The sequence below is a fragment of the Kitasatospora sp. NPDC090091 genome, assembly GCF_044747365.1.
Lineage (GTDB): Bacteria > Actinomycetota > Actinomycetes > Streptomycetales > Streptomycetaceae > Kitasatospora.
In genome coordinates this window covers 271,327-291,571 of record NZ_JBIVDY010000012.1, presented here as the reverse complement: position 1 = coordinate 291,571, position 20,245 = coordinate 271,327, and the positions used below count along the sequence as shown (strand labels likewise).

The 20,245-nt window shown below is 70.4% G+C and carries 21 protein-coding genes and 3 pseudogenes; 10 read left to right on the top strand and 14 right to left on the bottom strand.

What is annotated here, in order from left to right; translation table 11 throughout:
• Positions 1 to 60 precede the first annotated feature (60 nt).
• Positions 61 to 633 carry a TetR/AcrR family transcriptional regulator gene (locus tag ACIPSC_RS22760; protein WP_400827863.1) on the bottom strand — a complete coding sequence of 191 codons (573 nt, stop codon included), beginning with the start codon at positions 631 to 633 and terminating at the stop codon, positions 61 to 63.
• Between the two features lie 125 nt (positions 634 to 758).
• Between ACIPSC_RS22760 and ACIPSC_RS22755 the strand changes: the two genes are divergently transcribed.
• On the top strand, positions 759 to 1,757 hold the full coding sequence (locus tag ACIPSC_RS22755) for an aldo/keto reductase (RefSeq protein WP_400827861.1): 999 nt from the start codon (positions 759 to 761) through the stop codon (positions 1,755 to 1,757).
• A 212-nt stretch (positions 1,758 to 1,969) separates the two neighbouring features.
• Here the strand turns inward: ACIPSC_RS22755 and ACIPSC_RS22750 are convergent.
• A pseudogene (locus ACIPSC_RS22750) lies at positions 1,970 to 2,191 on the bottom strand (IS630 family transposase); the annotation flags it as partial.
• A 67-nt stretch (positions 2,192 to 2,258) separates the two neighbouring features.
• On the bottom strand, positions 2,259 to 2,456 hold the full coding sequence (locus ACIPSC_RS22745; protein ID WP_400827860.1) for a hypothetical protein: 198 nt from the start codon (positions 2,454 to 2,456) through the stop codon (positions 2,259 to 2,261).
• Positions 2,457 to 2,602: 146 nt separating this feature from the next.
• Between ACIPSC_RS22745 and ACIPSC_RS22740 the strand changes: the two genes are divergently transcribed.
• Positions 2,603 to 3,127 (top strand): MepB family protein, encoded by a 525-nt coding sequence (locus tag ACIPSC_RS22740; protein ID WP_400827859.1) that lies wholly within the window; start codon positions 2,603 to 2,605, stop codon positions 3,125 to 3,127.
• Positions 3,128 to 3,140: 13 nt separating this feature from the next.
• Here ACIPSC_RS22740 and ACIPSC_RS22735 read toward each other — a convergent pair whose 3' ends face one another.
• Both ACIPSC_RS22735 and ACIPSC_RS22730 read right to left on the bottom strand, forming a co-directional pair.
• The gene (locus ACIPSC_RS22735) at positions 3,141 to 3,962 is read right to left on the bottom strand and encodes a hypothetical protein (protein ID WP_400827858.1); all 822 of its coding nucleotides are present in this window, start codon (positions 3,960 to 3,962) and stop codon (positions 3,141 to 3,143) included.
• 545 nt (positions 3,963 to 4,507) lie between these two features.
• The gene (locus tag ACIPSC_RS22730) at positions 4,508 to 4,633 is read right to left on the bottom strand and encodes a hypothetical protein (protein ID WP_400827857.1); all 126 of its coding nucleotides are present in this window, start codon (positions 4,631 to 4,633) and stop codon (positions 4,508 to 4,510) included.
• Between the two features lie 363 nt (positions 4,634 to 4,996).
• Between ACIPSC_RS22730 and ACIPSC_RS22725 the strand changes: the two genes are divergently transcribed.
• A complete protein-coding gene (locus ACIPSC_RS22725) occupies positions 4,997 to 6,022 on the top strand; it encodes a hypothetical protein (protein ID WP_400827855.1) in 1,026 nt (341 codons plus the stop codon).
• 455 nt (positions 6,023 to 6,477) lie between these two features.
• Here the strand turns inward: ACIPSC_RS22725 and ACIPSC_RS22720 are convergent, their stop codons facing one another.
• Positions 6,478 to 6,654: a hypothetical protein gene (locus tag ACIPSC_RS22720; RefSeq protein ID WP_400827854.1), complete on the bottom strand. Its 177-nt coding sequence runs from the start codon at positions 6,652 to 6,654 to the stop codon at positions 6,478 to 6,480.
• A gap of 264 nt (positions 6,655 to 6,918) precedes the next feature.
• Between ACIPSC_RS22720 and ACIPSC_RS22715 the strand changes: the two genes are divergently transcribed.
• Entirely contained in the window at positions 6,919 to 7,650 is a 732-nt protein-coding gene (locus ACIPSC_RS22715) for a hypothetical protein (protein WP_400827853.1), read from the top strand.
• An 11-nt stretch (positions 7,651 to 7,661) separates the two neighbouring features.
• A complete protein-coding gene (locus tag ACIPSC_RS22710) occupies positions 7,662 to 8,126 on the top strand; it encodes a hypothetical protein (RefSeq protein WP_400827851.1) in 465 nt (154 codons plus the stop codon).
• Between the two features lie 78 nt (positions 8,127 to 8,204).
• On the opposite strand, the gene ACIPSC_RS22705 is transcribed toward ACIPSC_RS22710, so the two are convergent.
• Complete coding sequence (locus ACIPSC_RS22705; protein WP_400827850.1) at positions 8,205 to 9,308, bottom strand: barstar family protein; 1,104 nt, start codon at positions 9,306 to 9,308, stop codon at positions 8,205 to 8,207.
• Between the two features lie 215 nt (positions 9,309 to 9,523).
• Here ACIPSC_RS22705 and ACIPSC_RS22700 point away from each other — a divergent pair.
• Positions 9,524 to 9,787 (top strand): annotated as a pseudogene (locus ACIPSC_RS22700) (HNH endonuclease); the annotation flags it as partial.
• Positions 9,788 to 10,001: 214 nt separating this feature from the next.
• Here the strand turns inward: ACIPSC_RS22700 and ACIPSC_RS22695 are convergent.
• Positions 10,002 to 10,349, bottom strand: coding sequence for a DoxX family protein (locus ACIPSC_RS22695; RefSeq protein ID WP_400827849.1), 348 nt, complete (start codon positions 10,347 to 10,349; stop codon positions 10,002 to 10,004).
• 369 nt (positions 10,350 to 10,718) lie between these two features.
• Positions 10,719 to 11,276 (bottom strand): hypothetical protein, encoded by a 558-nt coding sequence (locus ACIPSC_RS22690; protein WP_400827847.1) that lies wholly within the window; start codon positions 11,274 to 11,276, stop codon positions 10,719 to 10,721.
• A 429-nt stretch (positions 11,277 to 11,705) separates the two neighbouring features.
• Here ACIPSC_RS22690 and ACIPSC_RS22685 point away from each other — a divergent pair, with 429 nt between their 5' ends.
• Positions 11,706 to 13,997: a collagenase gene (locus tag ACIPSC_RS22685; protein ID WP_400827846.1), complete on the top strand. Its 2,292-nt coding sequence runs from the start codon at positions 11,706 to 11,708 to the stop codon at positions 13,995 to 13,997.
• Between the two features lie 696 nt (positions 13,998 to 14,693).
• Here the strand turns inward: ACIPSC_RS22685 and ACIPSC_RS22680 are convergent.
• Positions 14,694 to 14,822 (bottom strand): annotated as a pseudogene (locus tag ACIPSC_RS22680) (IS5/IS1182 family transposase); the annotation flags it as partial.
• A gap of 380 nt (positions 14,823 to 15,202) precedes the next feature.
• Between ACIPSC_RS22680 and ACIPSC_RS22675 the strand changes: the two are divergent.
• Positions 15,203 to 15,565 (top strand): hypothetical protein, encoded by a 363-nt coding sequence (locus ACIPSC_RS22675; protein ID WP_400827845.1) that lies wholly within the window; start codon positions 15,203 to 15,205, stop codon positions 15,563 to 15,565.
• A 66-nt stretch (positions 15,566 to 15,631) separates the two neighbouring features.
• Here ACIPSC_RS22675 and ACIPSC_RS22670 read toward each other — a convergent pair whose 3' ends face one another.
• Positions 15,632 to 16,318 (bottom strand): hypothetical protein, encoded by a 687-nt coding sequence (locus tag ACIPSC_RS22670; RefSeq protein WP_400827843.1) that lies wholly within the window; start codon positions 16,316 to 16,318, stop codon positions 15,632 to 15,634.
• A gap of 200 nt (positions 16,319 to 16,518) precedes the next feature.
• On the opposite strand from ACIPSC_RS22670, the gene ACIPSC_RS22665 reads away from it, so the two are divergent.
• Both ACIPSC_RS22665 and ACIPSC_RS22660 read left to right on the top strand, forming a co-directional pair.
• Positions 16,519 to 16,749 (top strand): hypothetical protein, encoded by a 231-nt coding sequence (locus ACIPSC_RS22665; RefSeq protein WP_400827842.1) that lies wholly within the window; start codon positions 16,519 to 16,521, stop codon positions 16,747 to 16,749.
• A gap of 149 nt (positions 16,750 to 16,898) precedes the next feature.
• Positions 16,899 to 17,177, top strand: a complete 279-nt coding sequence (locus tag ACIPSC_RS22660; RefSeq protein ID WP_400827841.1) for a hypothetical protein — start codon at positions 16,899 to 16,901, stop codon at positions 17,175 to 17,177.
• Between the two features lie 405 nt (positions 17,178 to 17,582).
• Here the strand turns inward: ACIPSC_RS22660 and ACIPSC_RS22655 are convergent, their stop codons facing one another.
• The 3 genes from ACIPSC_RS22655 to ACIPSC_RS22645 all read right to left on the bottom strand — a co-directional run bounded on the left by ACIPSC_RS22655 (position 17,583) and on the right by ACIPSC_RS22645 (position 20,154).
• Positions 17,583 to 18,602 (bottom strand): NADPH:quinone reductase, encoded by a 1,020-nt coding sequence (locus tag ACIPSC_RS22655; RefSeq protein WP_400827839.1) that lies wholly within the window; start codon positions 18,600 to 18,602, stop codon positions 17,583 to 17,585.
• A 104-nt stretch (positions 18,603 to 18,706) separates the two neighbouring features.
• On the bottom strand, positions 18,707 to 19,600 hold the full coding sequence (locus ACIPSC_RS22650) for an aldo/keto reductase (protein WP_400827838.1): 894 nt from the start codon (positions 19,598 to 19,600) through the stop codon (positions 18,707 to 18,709).
• The gene (locus ACIPSC_RS22645) at positions 19,597 to 20,154 is read right to left on the bottom strand and encodes a TetR/AcrR family transcriptional regulator (RefSeq protein WP_400827900.1); all 558 of its coding nucleotides are present in this window, start codon (positions 20,152 to 20,154) and stop codon (positions 19,597 to 19,599) included. The genes ACIPSC_RS22650 and ACIPSC_RS22645 overlap by 4 nt, the downstream gene beginning before the upstream one ends.
• Positions 20,155 to 20,245: the final 91 nt, after the last annotated feature.

Here is a 20,245-nt window from a genome sequence, read left to right as displayed (position 1 = left end):
CCAGTACGGTGGCGCCGCGACCAGGTCTTCCAGTGACACTCCGGTGCGTGCCTTGCTGGGTCAGTGGTGCGGACGACAGCCGTCGAACACGACTCCGAGCGTCCTGTCTCGCAACCCGGGTTCCCACTGGTTGCGCTCTGCCGCCATGCACGCGGCTCCCAGCAGGGCCAGCAGCTCGGGCAGGCGCAGGTCCTCGCGCACCGCACCCGCTTGTTGGGCGCGGATCAGAAGTGCCTCGACGGCGGACCGCACGACACTGCCGGCCTCCGACATGCCCGCCTTGACGTCGATTCCGGCGTCGGCGAGGACATCGGCCATGGCCTTCATCCGGCTTGCGTTGTCGACGATTTCGGTGAAGAAGCCGAAGAACGCGGCACCCGCGTCCTCCGCCTCGCGCAAGGCCGCCGAGCGTTCGGCCAGGCGCTGCAGCCGGTCGACGAGGATCGCTTCGTAGAGCGCCTCCCGAGTGGGGAAGTGTCGGTAGATCGTGCCGAGACCAACGCCCGCCTGCTGCGCGACGGCCCGCACGGACGCTGCGCCCCCGTCACGGGCCAGGACGGCCTCGGCCGCCTCCAGAACGCGCGCCCGGTTGCGACGGGCATCCGCACGCAGCGGCTTCGCCTCCTCTGTCATGCCTTCCCCTGACTCATTGACATCCGGAACACTCGTTCCGTATCGTCCAACCGGAACACGTGATCCGATTCTATCGAGTCGATCCGGCGCATCCGACGAGCAGGACGAGCAGAAGGCCATCGCAGATGGAATACGCACGACTCGGCAACTCGGGCCTGATGGTCTCCCGAGCGAGCCTGGGGACCATGAACTTCGGCCCCTCCGGAGGGGTGGGCGTCGGCAGCTGCGACGAGGCCGAGGCCCGGCTCATCATCGATGCCTTCTTGGACACCGGACACAACCTCATCGACACCGCCGACGCCTACACCGGCGGCGAGTCCGAGCGGATCGTCGGCCGTGCCATCAAACGGCGACGCGACGCCGTCGTCCTGGCCACCAAGGCGTTCCTCCCCCAGGGGCCGGGCGCCAATGACAAGGGGCTGTCCCGAGCGCACCTGACCCGCGCCCTCGATGCCAGCCTGCGCCGGCTCGGCACGGACTACATCGACCTCTACCAGTGCCACCAATGGGATCCGGGAACACCGATCGACGAGACCATGGCGACTCTCGACGACTTCGTCCGCTCCGGCAAGGTGCGTTACGTCGGCTGCTCGAACTTCACCGCCGCACAGATCGTGGAGTCCCAGTGGGCCGCCGAACGGGTCCGCGGCACACGGTTCGTCAGCCTCCAGCATCAGTACTCGCTGCTGGCCCAGAGCATCGAACCGGAGATCCGGCCGACCTGCGAGCGGCACGGGCTCGGGACCCTGATCTGGTCCCCGCTGGGCGACGGCGTCCTCACCGGGCGATACGCGCGGGACGCCACTCCCGACAGGTCATCGCGAATCGGCCGACTGATGGACTCCCCCTCGCCGCTTGCCCAGGCGTGGGGCAATGAACTACTCGCCGAACGCAACCTGGACATCGCCGACGAAGTCGCCAAGATCGCGGCAGCCCTGGGCTCGACCTCGACCGCTGTGGCACTCGCCTGGGTGCGGCAGCGACCGGGCGTCACCTCGGTGATCCTCGGCCCCCGCACGCTCGACCAGCTCACCGGAAACCTGACGGGCTTCGCCCTGGACCTTCCCTCCGACACGATCGCGCGACTCGACGAAATCTCCGCCACCGGCGCCCGACTCCGCTGAGTGGTGTACCAGACCCAGCAGTTACGGGCCGCCCCCACGCCACGGTGGAGGTTGGAGGTGAACACGGCCGCCAGGCCGTCGCCGGGGCCTGGTCTGACGCCGGCCCAGTTCCGAGAGTCGGCTCGGGAACCATCTGGTGGCGATGCCCGTCTCGTTGTCGACGGCGGTCGCGTGTAACGATCTCTACTGCCATCAGGGCTCTTCGCGGTCGGTCAGGCGACTTCGATGAGTGAGCGGCCTCCCCAGCGGATGCCCTTCTCGCTGCGGATGCGGGCGCGCTCCTTGCGTTGGGCGGCCAGGACATCGGGATGGCGGGCGTTGGCGTTGCGCCAGCGCAGGTAGCAGTGCAGTTCGCGGGTCTGGACCGTGTGGTTCGGATGGTTCGAGTTGGCGAGGGTGAACTGCCGCAGCGGTCCGAAGTGCGCCTCGATCGGGAGGAGGCCGAAGGCGACTCGGCCGAGAACGGCCGCCCTCCGGCGAGGTCAGCGGGTGGTTGGCCTGTCAGCCGACGCCCAGGGCGTGGGGCAGGTAGTCGGTGTCGATAAGTGGCCCCCAGCTGCGCTTGCGGTGGGCGATTGCCGCGAGGGCCAGTGGCAGACGGGGGAGCGGGCTGTCCGGCCTGGCGCTTCCCAGGCCGGCGGGCCGGGTGAGGAGCGCAGTGAGGCCGTCGGCGAACGCCTCGTGATCGTCAGCGGCCATGGCACGCAGGATCCGAAGCCCGTGTGCCTGGTCTTGGTGTAGGTCCGGGGCGGCCGGGCCGTGGAGCGCGAGGTCGCCGAACGTCTGCCGGAACACCGTGTTCGACACCGTCCTGGGAGGCAGCGTGACGATGGCAGGATGACGGGATGGTGACGAATCAGCCGTGGGCGGGGCTTCACAGCGACCTGCTGGCGGCGAAGGCCTTGGTGTATGACCCGAGCGGTTTCGTCTGTTCGCTGCCGGTGGCCGAACGGGAGAGCGCCGAATACGGGGCTTGCAGATTCACGGTCGATGGCCGCTCGGTCCGGTTCCGCGTGGCCAAAACCACCCCGACGAAGGTGGGCCAGTTCGTCACCATGTGGCAGCGGTCCGAGGAAGGACCGATCCGGCCCTTCGACGCCGCCGACGAGGTGGACCTCTTCATCATCAGCAGCCGCGACGACAAGGGCTTCGGGCAGTTCGCTTTCCCGCAAGAGGTGCTGTGTGAGCGCGGCATCGTCTCCCGCAGCGGTTCCGGCGGGAAACGAGGCTTCCGTGTCTACCCGCCATGGGTGGCCACGACCAACCGGCAGGCCCACAGCACGCAGGCATGGCAAGTGAACTACTTCCTCCACATCGGCAAGGACGGGCCTACCGACGTGAACCGCTCCCGCGCCCTCTACCACCCATAGGCCCCCACAGGTCCTAACGTCGGTCTGCTGGTCGAACGGGCCGTACAGAAGCGCCATCAGATGGGACCGAGGGGAACCGTGATCGGCCACAGCAGTGGCGGATGTCCGGATCGGGGTGATCGGCGTGGATCAGGACGGCCGGGAGTTCCTCGCGGGAGCAGTAGCCGGTGAAGCCGGCGATGACGGCGCGCAGGGCGTAGGGGTCCTGCCCGGAGTCCACCAGCGGGCGCAGGAAGTCAGCGGCCTCCCGGATGAACGGCGGCTCCTCGTTGCCGTTGTCGGGGTCGAAGCCGAATCCGAGGAAGTTGATCACCTCGAGCGCGAAGCGCCGGCGGTCGAGCAAGCCGGCCTCCCCGGCGCCCTCGGCCACCACGCGGGCCCAGTCGAACCTCTCCTGGCTCTCCGGCCCGGCGATCCGGCGCAGCGAAGCGAACCAGTCGTCGTGGTCGGGGTCGGCGTGGACCAGGGCGCGGGCCATCAACTCGTCCGGCCTGCGGTGGACCCCGAGCTTCGCCTCCAGGCCAGTGATGACCGCCCGGTAGGCCAGGGGCGGCACGGACCCGGCACCCTGGCCCGCCTCCAGGGCCGCCTGCGCCACCCGCAGCGCGTGGCGGTGCGGACTGTCAGCGCGCAGCGGGTCGCGGTCGCGGGACAGCAACGCGTTCAGGACCCGGTAGGCATCTTGTTCGGCGGCCCAGGTGACCGGGTCGACGCCGCCGGCCCAGGGCGGGGTCGGATCCACGTCCCACACCACCAGGCGGTCGACGACTTCGTGGCGCCCCGGCGTACGCGGCAGCGGCCAGCAGGGTGACGCCATCGTCGCCGAGGAGTTCATCCTTCACGACCTTCTTCGCGACCTCCTCCACGAACTCGAAGACCGTGATGTCGTCACCGCGCTCAACCGCGGCCAGCAGGAAAGGCAGATCCACCCACCGATCATGCCCGTCACCCGAACGCCCGGGCGAACGGATTTCCGCCCCCAAAATCCCAGCCCACATCCGACCGCTCCCCGACGAAGGTCACGCTTTGCGGTCCTTGGCCGGGCAGAGCTTCGCGTGCAGCACTCGCGCCTCCCACCACCGATCGTCCGGGGCGAAGACCAGAACGGTCACCTCGGCCCGCCCGTACATACGGGGCTCTCATCCAGACCGCGGAAGTCCCCACTACTTCTCACGCCACCGACAAGCTCTCAACCAAACACCGAAACAAGCAGGTCAAACGCGCTGGACACCCGGACGACTACACGACCAGAGCTCGCCCCTCACCCCTGAAAGCAACCCCACCACGGCCTGTCCTTCTCAACCAACCCATGAACCCCCAGCCCACCGACAAGACCTACCAGCGAAACCCCGACCCGCCACGCCACCAACAATCAACAGGTCACACCCGACGGTCCTTCGCCGGGTGGAGCTTGGCGTGCAGTACCCGCTCCTCCCACCACGGATCGTCCGGGGCTGAGACCAGCGCGGCCACAAGCTCGCGCTTGGTCGGGGCGGGCGGCACCAACGGGCCCAAGTCCTTTGCGGCGCGGGCCTGTACGCACTCCGGGCACTCCAACCGGCGTTCAGCGACGACCCCACCGGCGCCTGGAACTCCCCCCCCGGCCTTGCCCATGCACAACAGAGGGCCTACGGGAAGCGGGGCCTGCTGTACGGGCACCGAGGTGCCCCCGAAGGCCCGTCGCCGGAACCCGCTCCCCTCAGACGTCGAAGATCCCCGCGAGAACTCAGCGGCGGTCCTTGGCCGGGTAGAGCGCGGCATGCCGCACCCGATCCATCTCCAGGTTGCGGTTAGGCGTCTTCGCGCCTGCACCGCCATGCCGTCGGGAAGCATGAGCACGACCGTCATCGTCCAAGGGGGGACTTCACGATGAGTGCGTTAGACGATCTCGCATCCGGCGTGGTGCAACTGCTGTCCACCGCCGGCACGGCGGCCGCCACCGGTGCCGGGAACGGTGCGGCAGCGCTGGTGGGGGACCTGGTCCGCAGCCGCCTCACCGGTGCGGGGCAGGGCGGGACGGTGGCCGCGTTCGAGGCCGCCCCGCAGGACCCCGATACGCAGGCCGCCCTCCAAGGGGCACTGGTGGCGGTGCTGGCCGCCGACCAGCCCTTCGTCGTCTACCTCACCAGCGTCATGCCCACCCCGGCGCCGGTACCGGCCAGCGCGCAGGCCGAGCCCTCGCACCTGGCCTCGGGCGGAGGTGTGACCGTCCAGGGCAACAGCAACCGGCTCCGGGGCAACCTCGCCGGCCGCGACCAGATCATCAACAACATCCGCAGCGGCGACCGCACCACCCTGGTGATCCTCGCCTTGGTCGTCGTCCTGCTGCTCACCGCAGCCGTCTACGGGGGCGGCAAGCTCCTGCAGGACTCGAACGGGGCGCTGGCCGACACCCGCGCGGTCGCCGCGATCCTGCCCAACCAGCAGGACCTGCCCGACGGATGGGAACTCGACCCAAGCACCCCCGGCTACACGAAGACCGGCGCAGAGTGCACCAACACCATCGACCAACTCTGCCGTGACGTCGTCGGCCTCTCCTTCACCAGGTACCGCACGACCGAGGCATCCAACCCCGAGATCCCCGCGATCGTGGAGTTCACCGCAACCGCCTACTCAACGGAGGGCGCCGCGACCGCCGCATACGACGCCACCCCTAAAGCCCGCAATCTGCTGGAGCTCAAGGCCCGTGGCGACCAGTCAATCGCCACCAAGAACGGCAACGACAAAGAGACCCTCGTCCGAACAGGAACCGTCGTCGTCTCCGTCCGGTTCTTCCCCGCCGACCCCTACGGCCGTGAAGTGAACACCGCTGATCTGGACAAGTACACCCGCATGCTCGTCGAACGAGCCCAGCAAGCCCAGGCAGGCAAGACACCCGGCACCAAGGCCCGGTAACACGCCGCACCCGGGCTGATACCGCACGAGCATGCCGACCGCGCTGCCAGAAATACGGAAGCAACCAGTGTGGCCGCTCACCGGCGGTCCCGCCCCCGGACCGCTGTCTTCCGGCACGAGCACCACCTCCACTCCCCCAGGTACGCCGCGCAGCCAGCCATGACGGCACAGATCTCTTGAGTTCAGGAAGCCGGGCTCTGCACCTCAGTGACAGCGCAATCGGCATTCCACTGACACCGATTCGGGGTGTGCGGTATACGCGCGATGTGGCGTGGTAGATGGGGCGCGGACCGGGGCTGGAGGATGCGCGGCCGCCCGGTTAAGGGGACAGGGGACGTCCACTGCGATTGGGGCGGTCCGATGCAGCAATTGTCACCGTCAGCCACCGCCGGATACCGGGCTGGCATCAGCGCCGAAAATCCACGAGCCGTTCGATCATGCATCGGGCAGGATGATCACCTGTGAATCACGTCCTGTATGGGCTGGTTGCCAACCCGGCTCTGCCCTCCGAACTGGTCGATCGGCTGATCGCGACTGCCGACGCCGATCCTCGCCGAGACGTGCGCGCGGTGCCGCCGCGCGCAGATCGCCGCGACCCGGTCCTGCTCGGCCTGCGGACGCTCCTCGCACATGGATCCGTGTGGCTCGTGCCGGCCAAGGCCGCCGGCACCGTGCGCGCTGTGCGCCACCCATACCGAGGTGTGTGCTCGCCGGCCGCTCGGCCCGGTTTGCAAGCCCTGCTACCGAAGTGCCCGCAGCCACCCTGCCACCTGCCCGACGTGCGAGCGGACCCGCGTGCTGGTCGCACGCCAGGACAGCGTCCGGGTCTGCGGCCCGTGCGCCGGCCATGACGATCCGTACGCCTGCCCAGCTGCGGCGATCCGCGCTCCTACCTGGTGCGGGGGCTGTACGACCGGTGCACCCTCCACGACCGGCTCGACACTCTTGTGGTCGCCCTGCCTGCTGCGGCGCGCGGTCGGTTCGAGCCGATGCGCGCGGCGTTGGCAGGCTGCGACGAGCCGAGGACGGCGCTGAACTGGCTGCGCAATTCCCGTTCCGCCCGGCTGCTGACCGGGCTCGCCTCAGCTGGGCGACCGCCGGCCCACGAGGATCTGGACGAGCTCGCCCGGGACGCGGGCCGGGGTGAGGCTCAGGCCGTCGACTACCTGCGCGGCGTCCTGGTCGCATACCGCGTGCTGCCCGAGCGGGACGAACTCACGCCTCGCATCGAGCGGCATCTCGCGCGGACCGTGAAGCGCCGCCCCGAGCACGGCCTTCTGCTGTCCGCCTACGTTCGCTGGTCGCTCCTGCCCCCCCGTGCCCGCCGCGCGAACCCCAGACCGGCAGGTTCCCGGGATCGCATCCGCTGGGCCTACACCCGGATCAACATCGCCGGGGCCTTCCTCATAGCGATGCGCGGGCAGGGCCTTTCTCTCGCCGATGTCACGCAAGCTCACGTCGATGCTTGGCTGGCCGACGGCCCGAGCACCCGCTACGAGGTCCGCGACTTCGCGGTCTGGGCCGCGCGCCGCGGCCACAGCCGCCCGCTTAACATCCCTCACCGCGCCAAGAAGGACACGGCCGGGATGGACGAGGACTCCACTGGGAGCTCCTCCACCAGTGCCTGAGCGACGCCGCGTTGCCTCTCGATGTCCGGGCGGCAGGCGCCGTGCTCCTGCTGTTCGGCCAGCACGTCGCCCGCATCGCGGCCCTGCCCGTCACCGCCCTTGCCCACACCGACGGCCACCCGGTGCTCGTCCTCGCCGAAACTCGCGTCCGTCTGCCCGAACCCGCCGCGACCCTCCTTGCCGCACTGGCCGCCGCCGCGCCGCCGGCTCTTCCCGGGCACCCGCCCCGGTCAGCATCTGTCGGCTGCCACGCTCGCCCGGCGCCTGGCCGCCCACCGCATCCCCGTCCGGCCCTCTCGCCGACTGCCCTTGTCCAGCTCGCCGAGGACCTGCCACCCGCTGTCCTCGCGACCCTGCTCGGTCTCCACGCCGTCACCGCCGAGCAGTGGCGGCGCCGCGCGTCGACCGACTGGACCGCCTACCTCGAAGCCCGTGGCGCCGGCCGGGTATCAGGAGGCGCGGCGACCGGGCCCTGATGGCCTGGCCGTTGCCTACTTCGTCCTTCTCCTGGTCGGGCGGCGTCTTCAAGGGGGCGAGATTACCCGTCGTTTCCCTTACTGGAGTAGGACGGTGACGCCCTTCTCGCGCAGGAGGTTCACGGTCTCCTCGAAGTAGGACACGCCGCCGAGGTGGTGCAGGATGTGTCCGGCGAGGGCGTGGCGGGCGATCTCGGCGTGGTGCCAGACGAGGGTGAACGGGGGGACGACGGAGGGCCCGCCGCAGAGGCAGTCCATCACCGAGTCCAGGCATGTCCCGTAGTTGGCGCCGGGGCCGAGCAGGGCTTCGCCGAGTGCAAGGAGCAAGCCGTTCCTGTCGGTGACGTGCTGTCCGTCCAGGTGGTACGTCCCGCCGCAGAGGCCCTCCGGCCCCCATGGGCCGACGCGGGTGAGGTCCAGCCACTCGGACCGGCCCGCGGCATCGAACTGTGCCCACTGGTTGGGCAGGGTGGGGACACCGTCGGACCAGATCTCCCAGACGGGGCGGGCGGCCAGGGTGGGGCGGTCGTCGCCGGGGTCGGTGATGGTGATGTCGATCAGGGCTCCGCCGAGGACGGACGGGCGTGCCTCGACGGTGTCCAGGTCGAGGCGGTACCCGGTCATCGCGCGGCCATGGCGGTCGAGGCACCAGAGCCTGATCGGATCGTCCTTCTGCGGAAGGGGACGGCACAGCAGGGCCAGCAGCTGTTCGGCGGGTTCACAGCCGATCAGGTGCACGGGCTGGGTCGGTCGCTGCGGGCGCGGGGTGAGCAGGCCGTCAATGGAACGGCAATCGCCCGATGGGCTGTCCCCCCGGATCGAGGGGAACCACAGGTCGAACCGCGGGCTCGTCGGCAGCTGCTTGCCGCCCCCAAAGCTGTCCTCCCTGACGCCGGTGCCCACGACGATGTCCACGCGCCCGGGATCGCCCGGCGTGGGCCACTGGGCCAGGACAGCCGTGTCCTCCAGGTCCCAGAAGCGGGCAGGCCCGTCGTTCGAGGGATCCACAGGCTCGATCGAGAGCATTCCGTCCCCCAGCAGCCGCACCGGTTCGGCGCTGGCCGCCACAGCCTGGACCAGCAGGCTCTCTCGAGGGCAGCCGCGCAGCGTCAGGACCTCTCGCGGCAGCGGAGGCGCGTCCATGAACAGGCCCTCGACCTCCGCGCACCGCCCCCACAGCACGCCCTCCTCCTCATCCCCGATGTCCCCCTGAACCAGGAGATACCGGACCGGGAAGTCCCGCTCCCACCCCACATGCTTCTCGGACCGCACGCTTCTCCCCTGCTACCAGGCTGTCTTGGCGCGCCAACCCTACGGCTCGCCGCCACCGAAGCCCTCCGAATATCGCGTGCTTGGAATGACGCTCCCCGCCAGCTGGCACCTTCGCCTGGAGCCCGAAGGAGCGCGAGGCCTACGCCAACGACCTCGGTGACCTCAGGTCGTTGATCGCGGTCAGCGCCAAGTCGAACCGCTCGAAGGCCGACAAGGACGTCGCCGAGTGGATGCCCCCGGCCGCCCACTACGCCTGCACCTGTCTCACCGACTGGACCACCGTGAAGACCCGCTGGTCCCTCACCGCCGACCCGCGCGAGAAGAGCGCCCTCACCCGTCTGGCCGCCACCTGCCCCGACGAGCCCATCACCGTCGAACTCGCCCGCTGACCACCCGACCCCCGGGACCTGTTGCCCGAACGTGTCCGCCCGTTCCCGGCCCCGGGGGCCGGGTTACGGGGCCGGCACCCCGGGGCCCGCTCGGGGGCTCGGGCCGCGGGACCGGCCGTTTCCAGGGTGCGGTCGGTCTCGCCCCTCCCGCACCCGCAGTTGCGCCGAGCGACCACCGGTTGCGTCCGGTCGTGACGGCCCACCGGTACCCCGGTCAGGCCGCGAGGCCCAGCCCCAGGGTGACCGCGACCGGGACGAGGTAGAGGAGCGGGAAGGGCACGGTCTTGTACGAGCGGGCCCGCACGTTGGTGAGGACGGCGCCGAGGAAGTAGAGGATCAGGCCGACCGCGGCGGCGATGCCGATGGCGGGGATCGCGAGGCCGACCAGCAGGCCGGCGGCGCCGGCGAGCTTGGCGAGGGCGAGCGGGGTCCACCACGAGCGGGGAACGCCGTACTCGACGAGCGGCTGGGTGACGAACTCGGCGCGGCGGGCCAGCGAGAAACCGGAGAAGCCGACCCACAGGGCGCTGACGACGGCGAGGACGACGTGGGCGACAGACATGACGGAACCCCGAATTCACAGAGGAGGAAGTGAAGGAGGGACAGGGCGGACCGGCTGTGGCCCGCTGTGCTGCACCTGCTCGAACACTCCACTGACCCGCCGCCCGGACCGGATGTGACAGCCCCGCCGAAGAACTTCTTCGCCCACCCACTCCGGGCCGGCGCGCGGTGCGCGGCGGCCGGTCTTCCGCCCGCCCGGCCGGGAACGCGCCGTAGCCGCGTACTGGCTGTCCGCGCCGACAGGGCGGTGCTGGGGCCGGCGACCGTGCAGAAGAAGGACGGGGGTGCCCTGGCTCGCCGAGCCAGGGCCGCTGGTCGTCGGGTGGCAGCCGCACGTGTGGGCGCCGCCGATACGGCGGCTGGCCGGTTCTCAGGTGAAGGCCCACCACTGGTCGTCGCCGGGGTCCGGGTGGCAGGGGTAGACGCCCAGGCGAAGACCCGGGGTGGGGTCGGCGTGTCCGGGAACGTCCAGGCACATCGGCTTGGCGGTGCGGTCCGACTTGACGTTGACGAGCATGAAGCCGTTGGTGTCGTTCCACTGCAGGCGCCACGGCTCGGGTGCCGGGCTGGTGGCCGGCTGCTCCGGGGAGCTACCGGCGGTCGGGGACTGCTGCCCGGCCTGGGTAGAGGCGTTCTTCGTCAGGTTGGCCAGCTGCGAGACCGTCAGCGTCTCCTGGTCGTGGGCGGCCGCTGTCCGGTAGCCGTACTGAAGGAACTGATGGACGTCTTCCATCGTGCCGTCAAGCGCGAGGCCGGCGACCTTCTTGACCTCGGGGCCGCCCTGGGCCATCAGCTGTGACAAACGGACCCGGTCGTCGTCGTCCCAGGCCTGGAACTGCACCTCGTTGAGGAACTGGTTCACATCGCCGATGGTGCCGTCCAAGGCCCTTCCGGCGGCTTCCTTCACTCCCCGCCCACCGAAGGCCATGATCATCCGTCAGGTCCGACGGATACCCACCCCCCAACACCGCTCACGACGAGCTCGACGAACGCCTCGACAACGGGACACGGCAGATCTCAACGCCGTCTGACGCACAGGAAAAGGGGCCTACGGCCCTCGTGACGGGTATGGCAACCATCATTCCCGGCCGTCCAGGAAGCCGCTTCGGGGGAGGGCTCGACGTAACCCGAGCCCACAGGCCGTGCGTGGATCGCCACCACGGCCTCTTTGCTGTTTCCCCACGAACTGCACACTGCTCGAGGACTTCTCAATGCCGTGTGACGCGTGCAATTGTACATGTCACATCCCCACCGCGTACGCGACGGAGCCGCCCCACGCGGCATCGTCGCCAACGGTCCTCGCCCCCCACTCCGGCCGCGCCCCCCAGCGCGGCCGACGACGGCCCGGAGGCCCCACGTGAGCTCCGCACGTCTGTTACGACTGCCGCAGCTGGCACGACTCCTGACGCTTGCCCTGACCCTGTTACTGACGGTCGGCCTGTTCGCCCCGCGCGGCCAGGCGGCACCCGTCGCCCCCGGCAACGCATCCCCAGCCCCCACCACCCCGGCCGGACTGGCGCCGCAGCCCGCCACCGGCGCCCCTGAGCGCGGCGACGGCGACCGGGAGTCTGCCCCGGCCGACCAGCGCGCCCCACTCCCGCTCGACACCCGGCCGGCCGAGGTCCGGCCGACCGCCAAGGCCTTCGGCCTCGGCGCGGCGGCCGGGCAGCCCTGCAACGTCGGCGACTTCACCGGCCGGACGGGCAGCGACCTGGTCCAGCACATCAAGGCTGCCGACATCCAGTGCATCAACGGGCTCTTCCAGCTCACCGGAGGGGACGCGAGGGGCGCGTTCCGCGAGGAGCAGATGGCCACCGTGGCGTACGCCCTGCGCGACGCGGCCGGAACCTACCCGGGCGACAACTCGACCTCCGTCGAACAGCTGGCGCTCTACCTGCGCGCCGGCTACTTCGCGCAGTGGTACCACAAGGACGACGTCGGCCCCTACGGCACCGCCCTCCAGACAGCGATCCGTTCCGGGCTGGACTCCTTCTTCGGCAGCGCCCACGCGCGTGACGTCGCCGCAGGCAACGCGCCCATCCTGGGCGAGGCCGTCACCCTGATCGACAGCGCGCAGGAGAACATCCGCTACCTCCCGGTGGTCAAGCAGCTGCTGAACGACTACAACAGCGCCACCTGGAACCCGGCCGGCATGGCGTGGTCGGTGAACCCGGTGTTCACCGTGCTGTTCCGAGGCCACCAGGTGGCCGGCTTCGACGCGGCCGTCGAGGCCGACCCGAGCGTGCTGGACGCGCTGTCCGCCTTCGCGACCCGCAACGACGACCTGCTCGGCGGCGACTTCGGCGTGCTGGTCTACAACGCGACCAAGGAGCTGGGCCGCTTCCTCAAGGTCACGGCGCTCCAGCCCAAGGTCCGGCCGCTCACCAAGGCGCTGGTCGACAAGTCCGCGCCAAACGGCCGCACCGTCTACCAATGGGCCGCGGTCGCCGAGGCGGTGAGCTACTACGACGCCGGCAACTGCTCGTACTACGGCACCTGCAACGGCGCCGACCAGCTCAAGGCGGGCGTGCTGACGGTGGACTACACCTGTAGCCCGAGCATCAAGCTGATCGCCCAGGCGCTGGACAACACCCAGCTGGGTACCGCCTGCACCAGCCTGACCGGCCAGGACGCGTTCTTCCACTCGGTGGCCAAGGACAACGGCCCGGTCAAGGACGACCAGAACAACACGATCGAGGTCGTGGTCTTCCACTCCTCGCTCGACTACCAGGTGCTGGCCGCCGCCATTTACGGCATCGACACCAACAACGGCGGCATGTACCTGGAGGGCAACCCGGCCACCGCCGGCAACCAGCCGCGCTTCCTCTGCTACGAGGCCGAGTGGGCCCGCCCGGACTTCCAGATCTGGAACCTCAACCACGAGTACACCCACTATCTCGACGGCCGGTTCGACATGTACGGCGACTTCAACGCCGGCACGAAGACGCCGACCGTCTGGTGGGTCGAGGGCTTCGCGGAGTACGTCTCCTACTCGTACCGCAAGGTCAGCAACGACGCCGCCATCGAGGCCGCCGCCCGCCACAGCTACAAGCTGAGCGACCTCTTCGACACCGCCTACGGGGACCAGGACCGCGTCTACCGCTGGGGCTACCTCGCCGTCCGCTACATGCTGGAGCAGCACCGCTCCGACATGGACGCTGTCCTCGCCAAGTACCGGGCGGGGGACTGGGACGGGGCCCGCACCCTGCTCAAGACCACCATCGGCACCCGCTACGACGGCGACTTCGACAGCTGGCTGACCAAGTGCGCGAACGGCGCCTGCGCAACCGACAGCGGCACGCCCACCACGCCGCAGCTGCCGGAGTGCACGGCCGCCGACACCCGGCAGCTGGACGCCAACTGCGGCCGCGGCAACGTCGCGGCCACCACGGGCAACTACGCGCACTTCTACCTCCTGGTGCCGGCTGGCACCCAGCAGGTGAAGATCACCACCAGCGGCGGCACCGGCAACGGCGACCTCTACTACAACCCGGGCGCCTGGGCGTACACCGACTCCTACGCCACGCGCTCGGCCGGCCCGGACAACTTCGAGACCCTGACCGTGACCAACCCGCCGGCCGGCTACGTCTACTTCAGCCTCTACGCCCAGCAGGACTTCAGCGGGGTGAGCGTCACAAGCGAATTCTGACCCGACCGAGTGAACGGACAGGTGCCGCCCCGGGCGGAGCGCTTCGGCGCCCCGCCCGGGGCGGCTCCGTTCCCCGTGATCCGGTTGCACACTCCCGGTGCCCGCATGCCGGAGCCCCCGGCCGGTACCCGATCCGGCCGGGGGCTCCGCCACGTCCACGCGTGGCCACTACTCGCTCCTGATCGCGCCCAGGATGTCCATCCGGGCGGCCCGGCGGGCCGGCCAGAGTCCCTGCGGTATGACATCGGGGTGCGATCCGCGCAGGGGGATGGGTTCACTGCCCAGGAGCAGCAGCGTCGGGAGCGGGTGCGACTGGCGGCGCCCGAAACTCACCGGCGGGTGGCCGCCCGGGACGGGCAAACTCACCACCGCCCGGCGAAACTCACCAGCCTGCCGGTCAAACTCCCCGGTGCAGGTCACAGCGGCCGAGCTGGGCGCACCAACAAACGATCTTGACCGTCCGGAGGGGTGGGCCAGGGCCCGGCGGCGGCCGCAGGCCGACTGGTGTGTGGGCCAAACCGGCGTCATTCCCCGAAGTCAACACCACGGGCACCTCGGCCGGGCCCTTGGGCCGGGTCGTGACCTGTACCCGCGTCGGGGACGGGACGAAGTAGGAGCGGCCGGCGGTCCGGCCGACGGGACCACAGCGACACGGCCTGGCGCGGACCGGCGGGACGGTCATCAAGGCATTGGTGCCCGGCCCGGGCGCACCGTGTCGGCGCCTTCGCGGCGAAGCATCGTGATCAGCATGCGGAAGTCGCGTGGGCTCAGCCCGGTGAACGGGGCCATCCAGGACGGCTCTGACACCGTGATCACACCAGCCACGCCGAAATCATCGCACCGGAGTGGCTCTGGCCCCGTCGACGCCCAGTGCTACCGGAACTCGTGCACCAGCTGGATCTTGCCGACGATGTGGGCGTTGAACTCGTCAAGCTCCTCGGCAGGTACCCACAGCTCAAGGATCGTCCGTCCCCCGACCTGCTGGACGGGGTATCGCCCACCTCGCCCATGGCGGAGGAGACCTGGGCCGGCACCGACCGGCTCCTCCGTGACACGTCGTTAGATTGATCTCCGGCTTCGTACTGGAAGGGCCGCCTCGTGAGCACCGGCCTGGCCCTGGAGGCGTGAGCATCTCGGCCGGTCCACGGGCGGCGGACCCCGAAGGCCATCGAAGCCCAAAGCCACTGGTCAGCTACGGTGACGCCATGACCGCGAGCCTGCCCGACGACGTGGCCGCCGTGCTTGGGCTCATCCTGGGCACGGACGAGCCGGTTCACGTCGCGCTCCAAAGGCAGGTGCCCCACCTCGGCGTGCAGTCCCGCTGCACATGCGGGTGCGGCACCACCTACTTCGAGCTCGACACCGGCGCGGCGGAGGCCGCGCCGACCGGCCCTGGCACTGTCGTGGCGGCCGATGCACAGCTCTGCACGGAGACCGGTGATTGCCTCGGCGAGGTCCTGGTCTTCGCGCAAGGCGGCTACCTGTCGTGGCTGGAGGTCTGCTCCTGGAGCGAGGAGGTCGAGGTGGATCTGACCGCGGCGCGTCGGTGGCTGCAGCCACCCTCGTGAGCCCGGCCAGCCGGGCCCGTCGGATCAGGACGTCACCGCGATCCGGCCGGCATCACGCATTCATGTTCAGTAGCCGTACGCGATGCGCTCGACCGCAAGGAGCTGGGCAGCCCCGATGCGACCTTCGTCCAGGGAGAGCAGCCAGGTCACCAGCTCCGGTCCGGCGTCCAGCTCGTTGTAGAAGCCGAATCGAAGATCCGTGAGCCTGCCTTCGAAGAGCCAGTCGTCGAGCGCGTCGCTCAGGTGACGGTCCGCCGTCTCCGTGCGGGTTTCGGCCCAGAGGGCCAGCCACGGCGCAAGGCTCCCGGTGCTGACGGAGATCGCCTCCAGTACCCCGGTGACATGATCGGTTCCGGGGTGCTCGTGCAGGGCCGACCGCCACCAGGCCTGCCAGACGCCCTCCAGTGCCTCCTGCTCCGGTACCGTCCAGTTCCGCCAGTCGGCGGCGAGCAGTCGGGAGGCGACCAGCCCATGGTCGACGTGGAGCTGTCCGGTGGTCAGGAGGCGGATGATTCGGGGCGTCATCCGGCGGTACAGGGCAGCGAAGTCGTCCCAGTGATCGGTCGATTCGGCCGCGACGGCCGGGATCAGGTCCCCCGGCACTCGGTGCGGGGGGCCGGCGAGTGCTTCGAGGTCGGTCTCGGTGTAGCAGTAGGTGCAGCCACCTCCAGTGAACGGTTGCCCGAAGAGCGGCGCGAAGGCGGTGTCCAACGCATCGAGAGCGTTCTGGAGCTGCGGGGAAGGGGCGGTCACGGGCACCTGCTGAAGGACCTCATCCGGCCTGCCGGAGAAGGGATCGACGCTATCACGCGGCCTTGTCGCTCCGCCCGGGCAGCCGGTGGACCACCGGACTCGCCCAGGACGGGTCCGACAAATGATCATCAGAGGAGCGGAACAGGTGGCTCCCTGTACTGGGGTAGATCATCATCCGCACTGTCCATAGGATCGTGGTCATGTCCAGCGAATGGTCCTTCCCCGACGATCTCATCCGGCTTCGACGGGAGTACAACGCCGCCAGGCGGTCGATGTGGGCGGATGCGATGGAGTCGCCCGAGCCTCGCCGCGCGCAACTGGAGATCCAGGAGCGCATCTCGGCCCACCCGTTCTGGGCGTCTGTTCCCGAGGAACAGCGGCACATCGCCAACCGGGCACTCGAACGGGCCAGCCTCTACCCGAAGCCCTGAAGCCCGGCCGTCCGCCGCCCACCTCGCCCACCTCGCCTACACCGCCCGGCACCGGCGACCAGCGGCACCGCCTGCGCGCCTTCATCGAACGCCACCGCCCCGGCGCCGGCGACGAGCAGACCGCGGCGCAGCCGGCGGCCTGCGCCCGGGTGTGGGAGCAGGCAGGCGAGGACGGGTCGGGTCGGGCGTGGGAGCGGCGCTGGCGGTCCTTCCCGCGGCTGCTGGTCGTCCTGGTCGGCACCGGCGCGGCCGCGGTGCGCACGGCGGTGGCGGACCTGCGGCTGGCCGCCGAGGAGAACCCGGCCGTCGCCGACATGCTCGTCGCCGTCCCGGCCGGCGCCGCCCGGATCGAAGACCCCGTCCAGCGCGGCCCGGCCGCCCCCATCTGGCACCCGCTCGGCGCCCCCGTCGGGCGGGCCTGCGGGTAGACCGAGCTGTAGGAAGCGAGCGGGGGCCGCAGGGCGGCCCGCCACCGGCCGCCGCGGCCGCCCCTCTCGTCCTCGCCCCTCCTCCCGGCCGGTGGCGCCGCGAAGCGGGGCCGCCAGGCCACCGCGCAGCGGACCACCCGTCACCCCAGAGGCAACCCGCGCCGGGTGTGACTTTGCGCGGTAGCTGGCCACTTTGCAGGGTTGATGGCTAACCTTTCCCGCCGTGATGGCCAGTCTGAGCAGGCTGGTCGGCCACGGGGCAGCGGTGGTGGGTGGGAGAGTGGGTCGTGAGCGGCGGGAGAGCAACGTTCCGATCGCGTTCGTGAACCAGTGGATGCCAGTCCAAGTGAGTAGGTCCTTCTCCCCGAACGGGACGTGGGACGAAGCATCCGCGACGAACTGGAGTCAGGCCGTGATGTCCACCAGGACTTTGCCGACCACGCGGCTCTCGACCGCTCGGTGCGCGTCGGCAGTGCGCTCGAGGGGAAAGCGGAGCAGCGGCAGGCCGTGCGCCTCTCCGACCGGCATGGCCCCGTCGCGCACTGCAGCGGCGACGTCCTGAGTGGCCGCGGCGCGTGCTTCCGGACCGGCCAGGAAGAGGATCAGGAACTGCAACCGCGCGTTGAGCACCATGTTCTGCAGGACGTCCAGTTCGACCGGCTTGCCCCCGTCGTTGGCGTAGGTCGAGATCGTGCCGCGCGTTCGCAGGACGGCGAGGTCCAGGGCGAGGTTCGCGCCGAGCGCCACCTCGGCAATGATGTCGACGCCGTCCGGTGCTGCCCTTCGGATCGCAGCGGCCGGGTCACCCTCGCGGTAGTTGATCACGTGGTGGGCTCCGGCGGCGGTGGCCAGCCCGGCTTTCTGCGGGCTGCTGACCGTGCTGATCACGGTGGCGCCGGCCCATCTGGCGAGTTGGATCACCGCGTGTCCCACGGCTCCGGCCCCGCCCGCGGCGAGCACCGTCTTCCCGTCGAGGGCCCCGGGCCCAAGCCGGCGCGGTCCGTCCTCGGCGACGGTGAGCGCGCGGTGCGCGGTCAGCGCGGGGACCCCGAGTGAGGCGCCGACGTCGAAGCCGGCGTCGTCGGGCAGCGGAACGGCCTGTTCGGCCGGTACGACGGTGAACTCGGCGGCGGTGCCGGTGGGCCGCCCTGCGGCGGCCATGAACAGCCAGACCCGCTGACCGACCCGGCTCCGGTCGACGCCCTCACCGACGGCGTCGATCGTGCCGGCGCCGTCGAGGTGCGGGGTGATCTCGGGGAAGTGCTTGGGGTGGCCGATGCCGGAGCGCGCCTGCCAGTCGGTCGGGTTGACCCCGGACACGGCGACCCGTACGCGGACCTCGCCGGGGCCGGGCTCGGGCAGGTCGCGGTCGACGAACCGGAGAACGTCGGGGGTGCCGGTGTCGCGGTAGATGATGGCCTTCATGATCCGTCCTTGGTACCTGGTGGAGAGGGTTCCCGGTGTGGCCTGACGCTTCGCCAGGGTGGCAGGCGGGGGCGTGGCAGCGGCCCGGGCCGTGGCGGTCTTGGTCAGCCGATGGGGAGGTCGTTGGAGCGGGACTCGATGGCGTCGAGGGCGCGGAGGGCCGCGGCGTCGAGGGTGATCCCGCCGACCGCGATGTTGGCCTCCAGATGGGCGGTGTTGGCGGTGCCGGGGATGAGCAGCACGTTCGGGGCGTGGTGCAGCAGCCAGGCGAGGCCGACCTGGGAGGGTGTGACGCCCAGCGACGCGGCCACGGCGTGCACCGCCGGCTCGTCGGTCGCCTTGGGCAGGCCGGGGAAGGCCCCGCCGAGGGGGAAGAACGGCACCCAGGCGATGCCCTCGGCCGTGCACAGCCGCAGCAGGTCCTCGTCATCGCGGGAGACGAGGCTGTAGGCGTTCTGGACGCATACGACGCCGGCGGGCAGGGCGCGGCGCAGGCCGTCGAGGGTGACGCTGCTCAGGCCGATCGCGCCGATCTTGCCCTCGTCGCGCAGGGCGGTCATCATCGCGAGCTGGTCGTCGAGGTCGACGACCTGGTCACCCTCGGGGCGCAACCCCGGGCCGGTGTCCAGGCGGCGCAGGTTGACGACCGCGAGCCGGTCAACGCCGAGGCTGCGCAGGTTGTCCTCGACGCTGGTGCGCAGTTGCTCGGGTCGCTGGGCCAGACGCAGCGGCGGGTGCCCGCCGGGGTGGGGGTCGGCCCCCACCTTCGTGACGACCAGGACGTCGTCCTCGGGGCGCAGTGCCTTGCGGATCACGTCGTTGGCGAATCCGGAGCCGTAGAACTCGGCGGTGTCCACGTGGTCGACGCCGAGTTCGACCGCGCGGCGCAGCAGGGCGACGGCTTCGTCGCGGCGGTTGTGCAGGCGCTCGAGCTGTAGGGCGCCGTAGCCGACGCGTAAGACGGTGCGGGCGGCGAACGAAGCGGTTTCGGTGGTCATGACGCTGTCTCCTCGGCAGGTGTGCGCAGGGCGGTGTAGAGCAGTTCGGCCTGGTAGAGCGCCATGACCTGGTGGGCGATCGGGGCGGCGTGCTCCCGGGCCCGGGCCGGCTCCTGGTGCTCGACCTTCACGAGCCAGGCCGTGACGCAGTCGTGCACCATCGCGCGCATCCGGTCGGTCGCGTCGACGACGATGTCGTGGATGGCCGGGTCGGTGGTCGCCTCGCCCCAGGTCTGCACGCCGACCCGGGCCTCGGCGGGGTCGATCGCGGCGATCAGGCGGGCGAGCAGTTCGTCGGGGTCGGGCGGGGCGTCGCCGGCCGCGTACGCGGCGAGGACGTCTGCACGCTTGGCGAGCATGGCGCGGGCGCTGGCACGGACCAGGTCGGCCTTGTTGCGGTAGTGCGCGTAGATCGAGCCGGTCGACAGGCCCGACTCGGCGGTGATGTCGGCGATCGAGGTCCGCTCCAGGCCGTTGCGACTGAAGCACCGCACAGCGGCCTCAGTGATCTGGGTACGCCGGAGTTCCTTGCGCGCGTCGGTGAGCCGAGGCACCACACCCCCACAAAAAGAATCGCTGTTTTGCTTGTGCGGAAACGCTACCAGAACAGTGGTTCTTTTTAGGGCGGACCGGCCTCAGGACTGC

Bases quoted from the DNA above. Each gene is read 5' to 3' on its own strand.
- ACIPSC_RS22745 (WP_400827860.1), bottom strand. From the start codon at position 2,456: ATGGCCGCTGACGATCACGAGGCGTTCGCCGACGGCCTCACTGCGCTC.
- ACIPSC_RS22720 (WP_400827854.1), bottom strand. From the start codon at position 6,654: ATGTGCGAGGAGCGTCCGCAGGCCGAGCAGGACCGGGTCGCGGCGATC.
- ACIPSC_RS22665 (WP_400827842.1), top strand. From the start codon at position 16,519: ATGTCCAGCGAATGGTCCTTCCCCGACGATCTCATCCGGCTTCGACGG.
- ACIPSC_RS22675 (WP_400827845.1), top strand. From the start codon at position 15,203: ATGACCGCGAGCCTGCCCGACGACGTGGCCGCCGTGCTTGGGCTCATC.
- ACIPSC_RS22760 (WP_400827863.1), bottom strand. From the start codon at position 633: ATGACAGAGGAGGCGAAGCCGCTGCGTGCGGATGCCCGTCGCAACCGG.
- ACIPSC_RS22655 (WP_400827839.1), bottom strand. From the start codon at position 18,602: ATGAAGGCCATCATCTACCGCGACACCGGCACCCCCGACGTTCTCCGG.
- ACIPSC_RS22695 (WP_400827849.1), bottom strand. From the start codon at position 10,349: ATGTCTGTCGCCCACGTCGTCCTCGCCGTCGTCAGCGCCCTGTGGGTC.
- ACIPSC_RS22740 (WP_400827859.1), top strand. From the start codon at position 2,603: ATGGTGACGAATCAGCCGTGGGCGGGGCTTCACAGCGACCTGCTGGCG.
- ACIPSC_RS22755 (WP_400827861.1), top strand. From the start codon at position 759: ATGGAATACGCACGACTCGGCAACTCGGGCCTGATGGTCTCCCGAGCG.
- ACIPSC_RS22735 (WP_400827858.1), bottom strand. From the start codon at position 3,962: ATGAACTCCTCGGCGACGATGGCGTCACCCTGCTGGCCGCTGCCGCGT.
- ACIPSC_RS22725 (WP_400827855.1), top strand. From the start codon at position 4,997: ATGAGTGCGTTAGACGATCTCGCATCCGGCGTGGTGCAACTGCTGTCC.
- ACIPSC_RS22650 (WP_400827838.1), bottom strand. From the start codon at position 19,600: ATGACCACCGAAACCGCTTCGTTCGCCGCCCGCACCGTCTTACGCGTC.
- ACIPSC_RS22690 (WP_400827847.1), bottom strand. From the start codon at position 11,276: ATGGCCTTCGGTGGGCGGGGAGTGAAGGAAGCCGCCGGAAGGGCCTTG.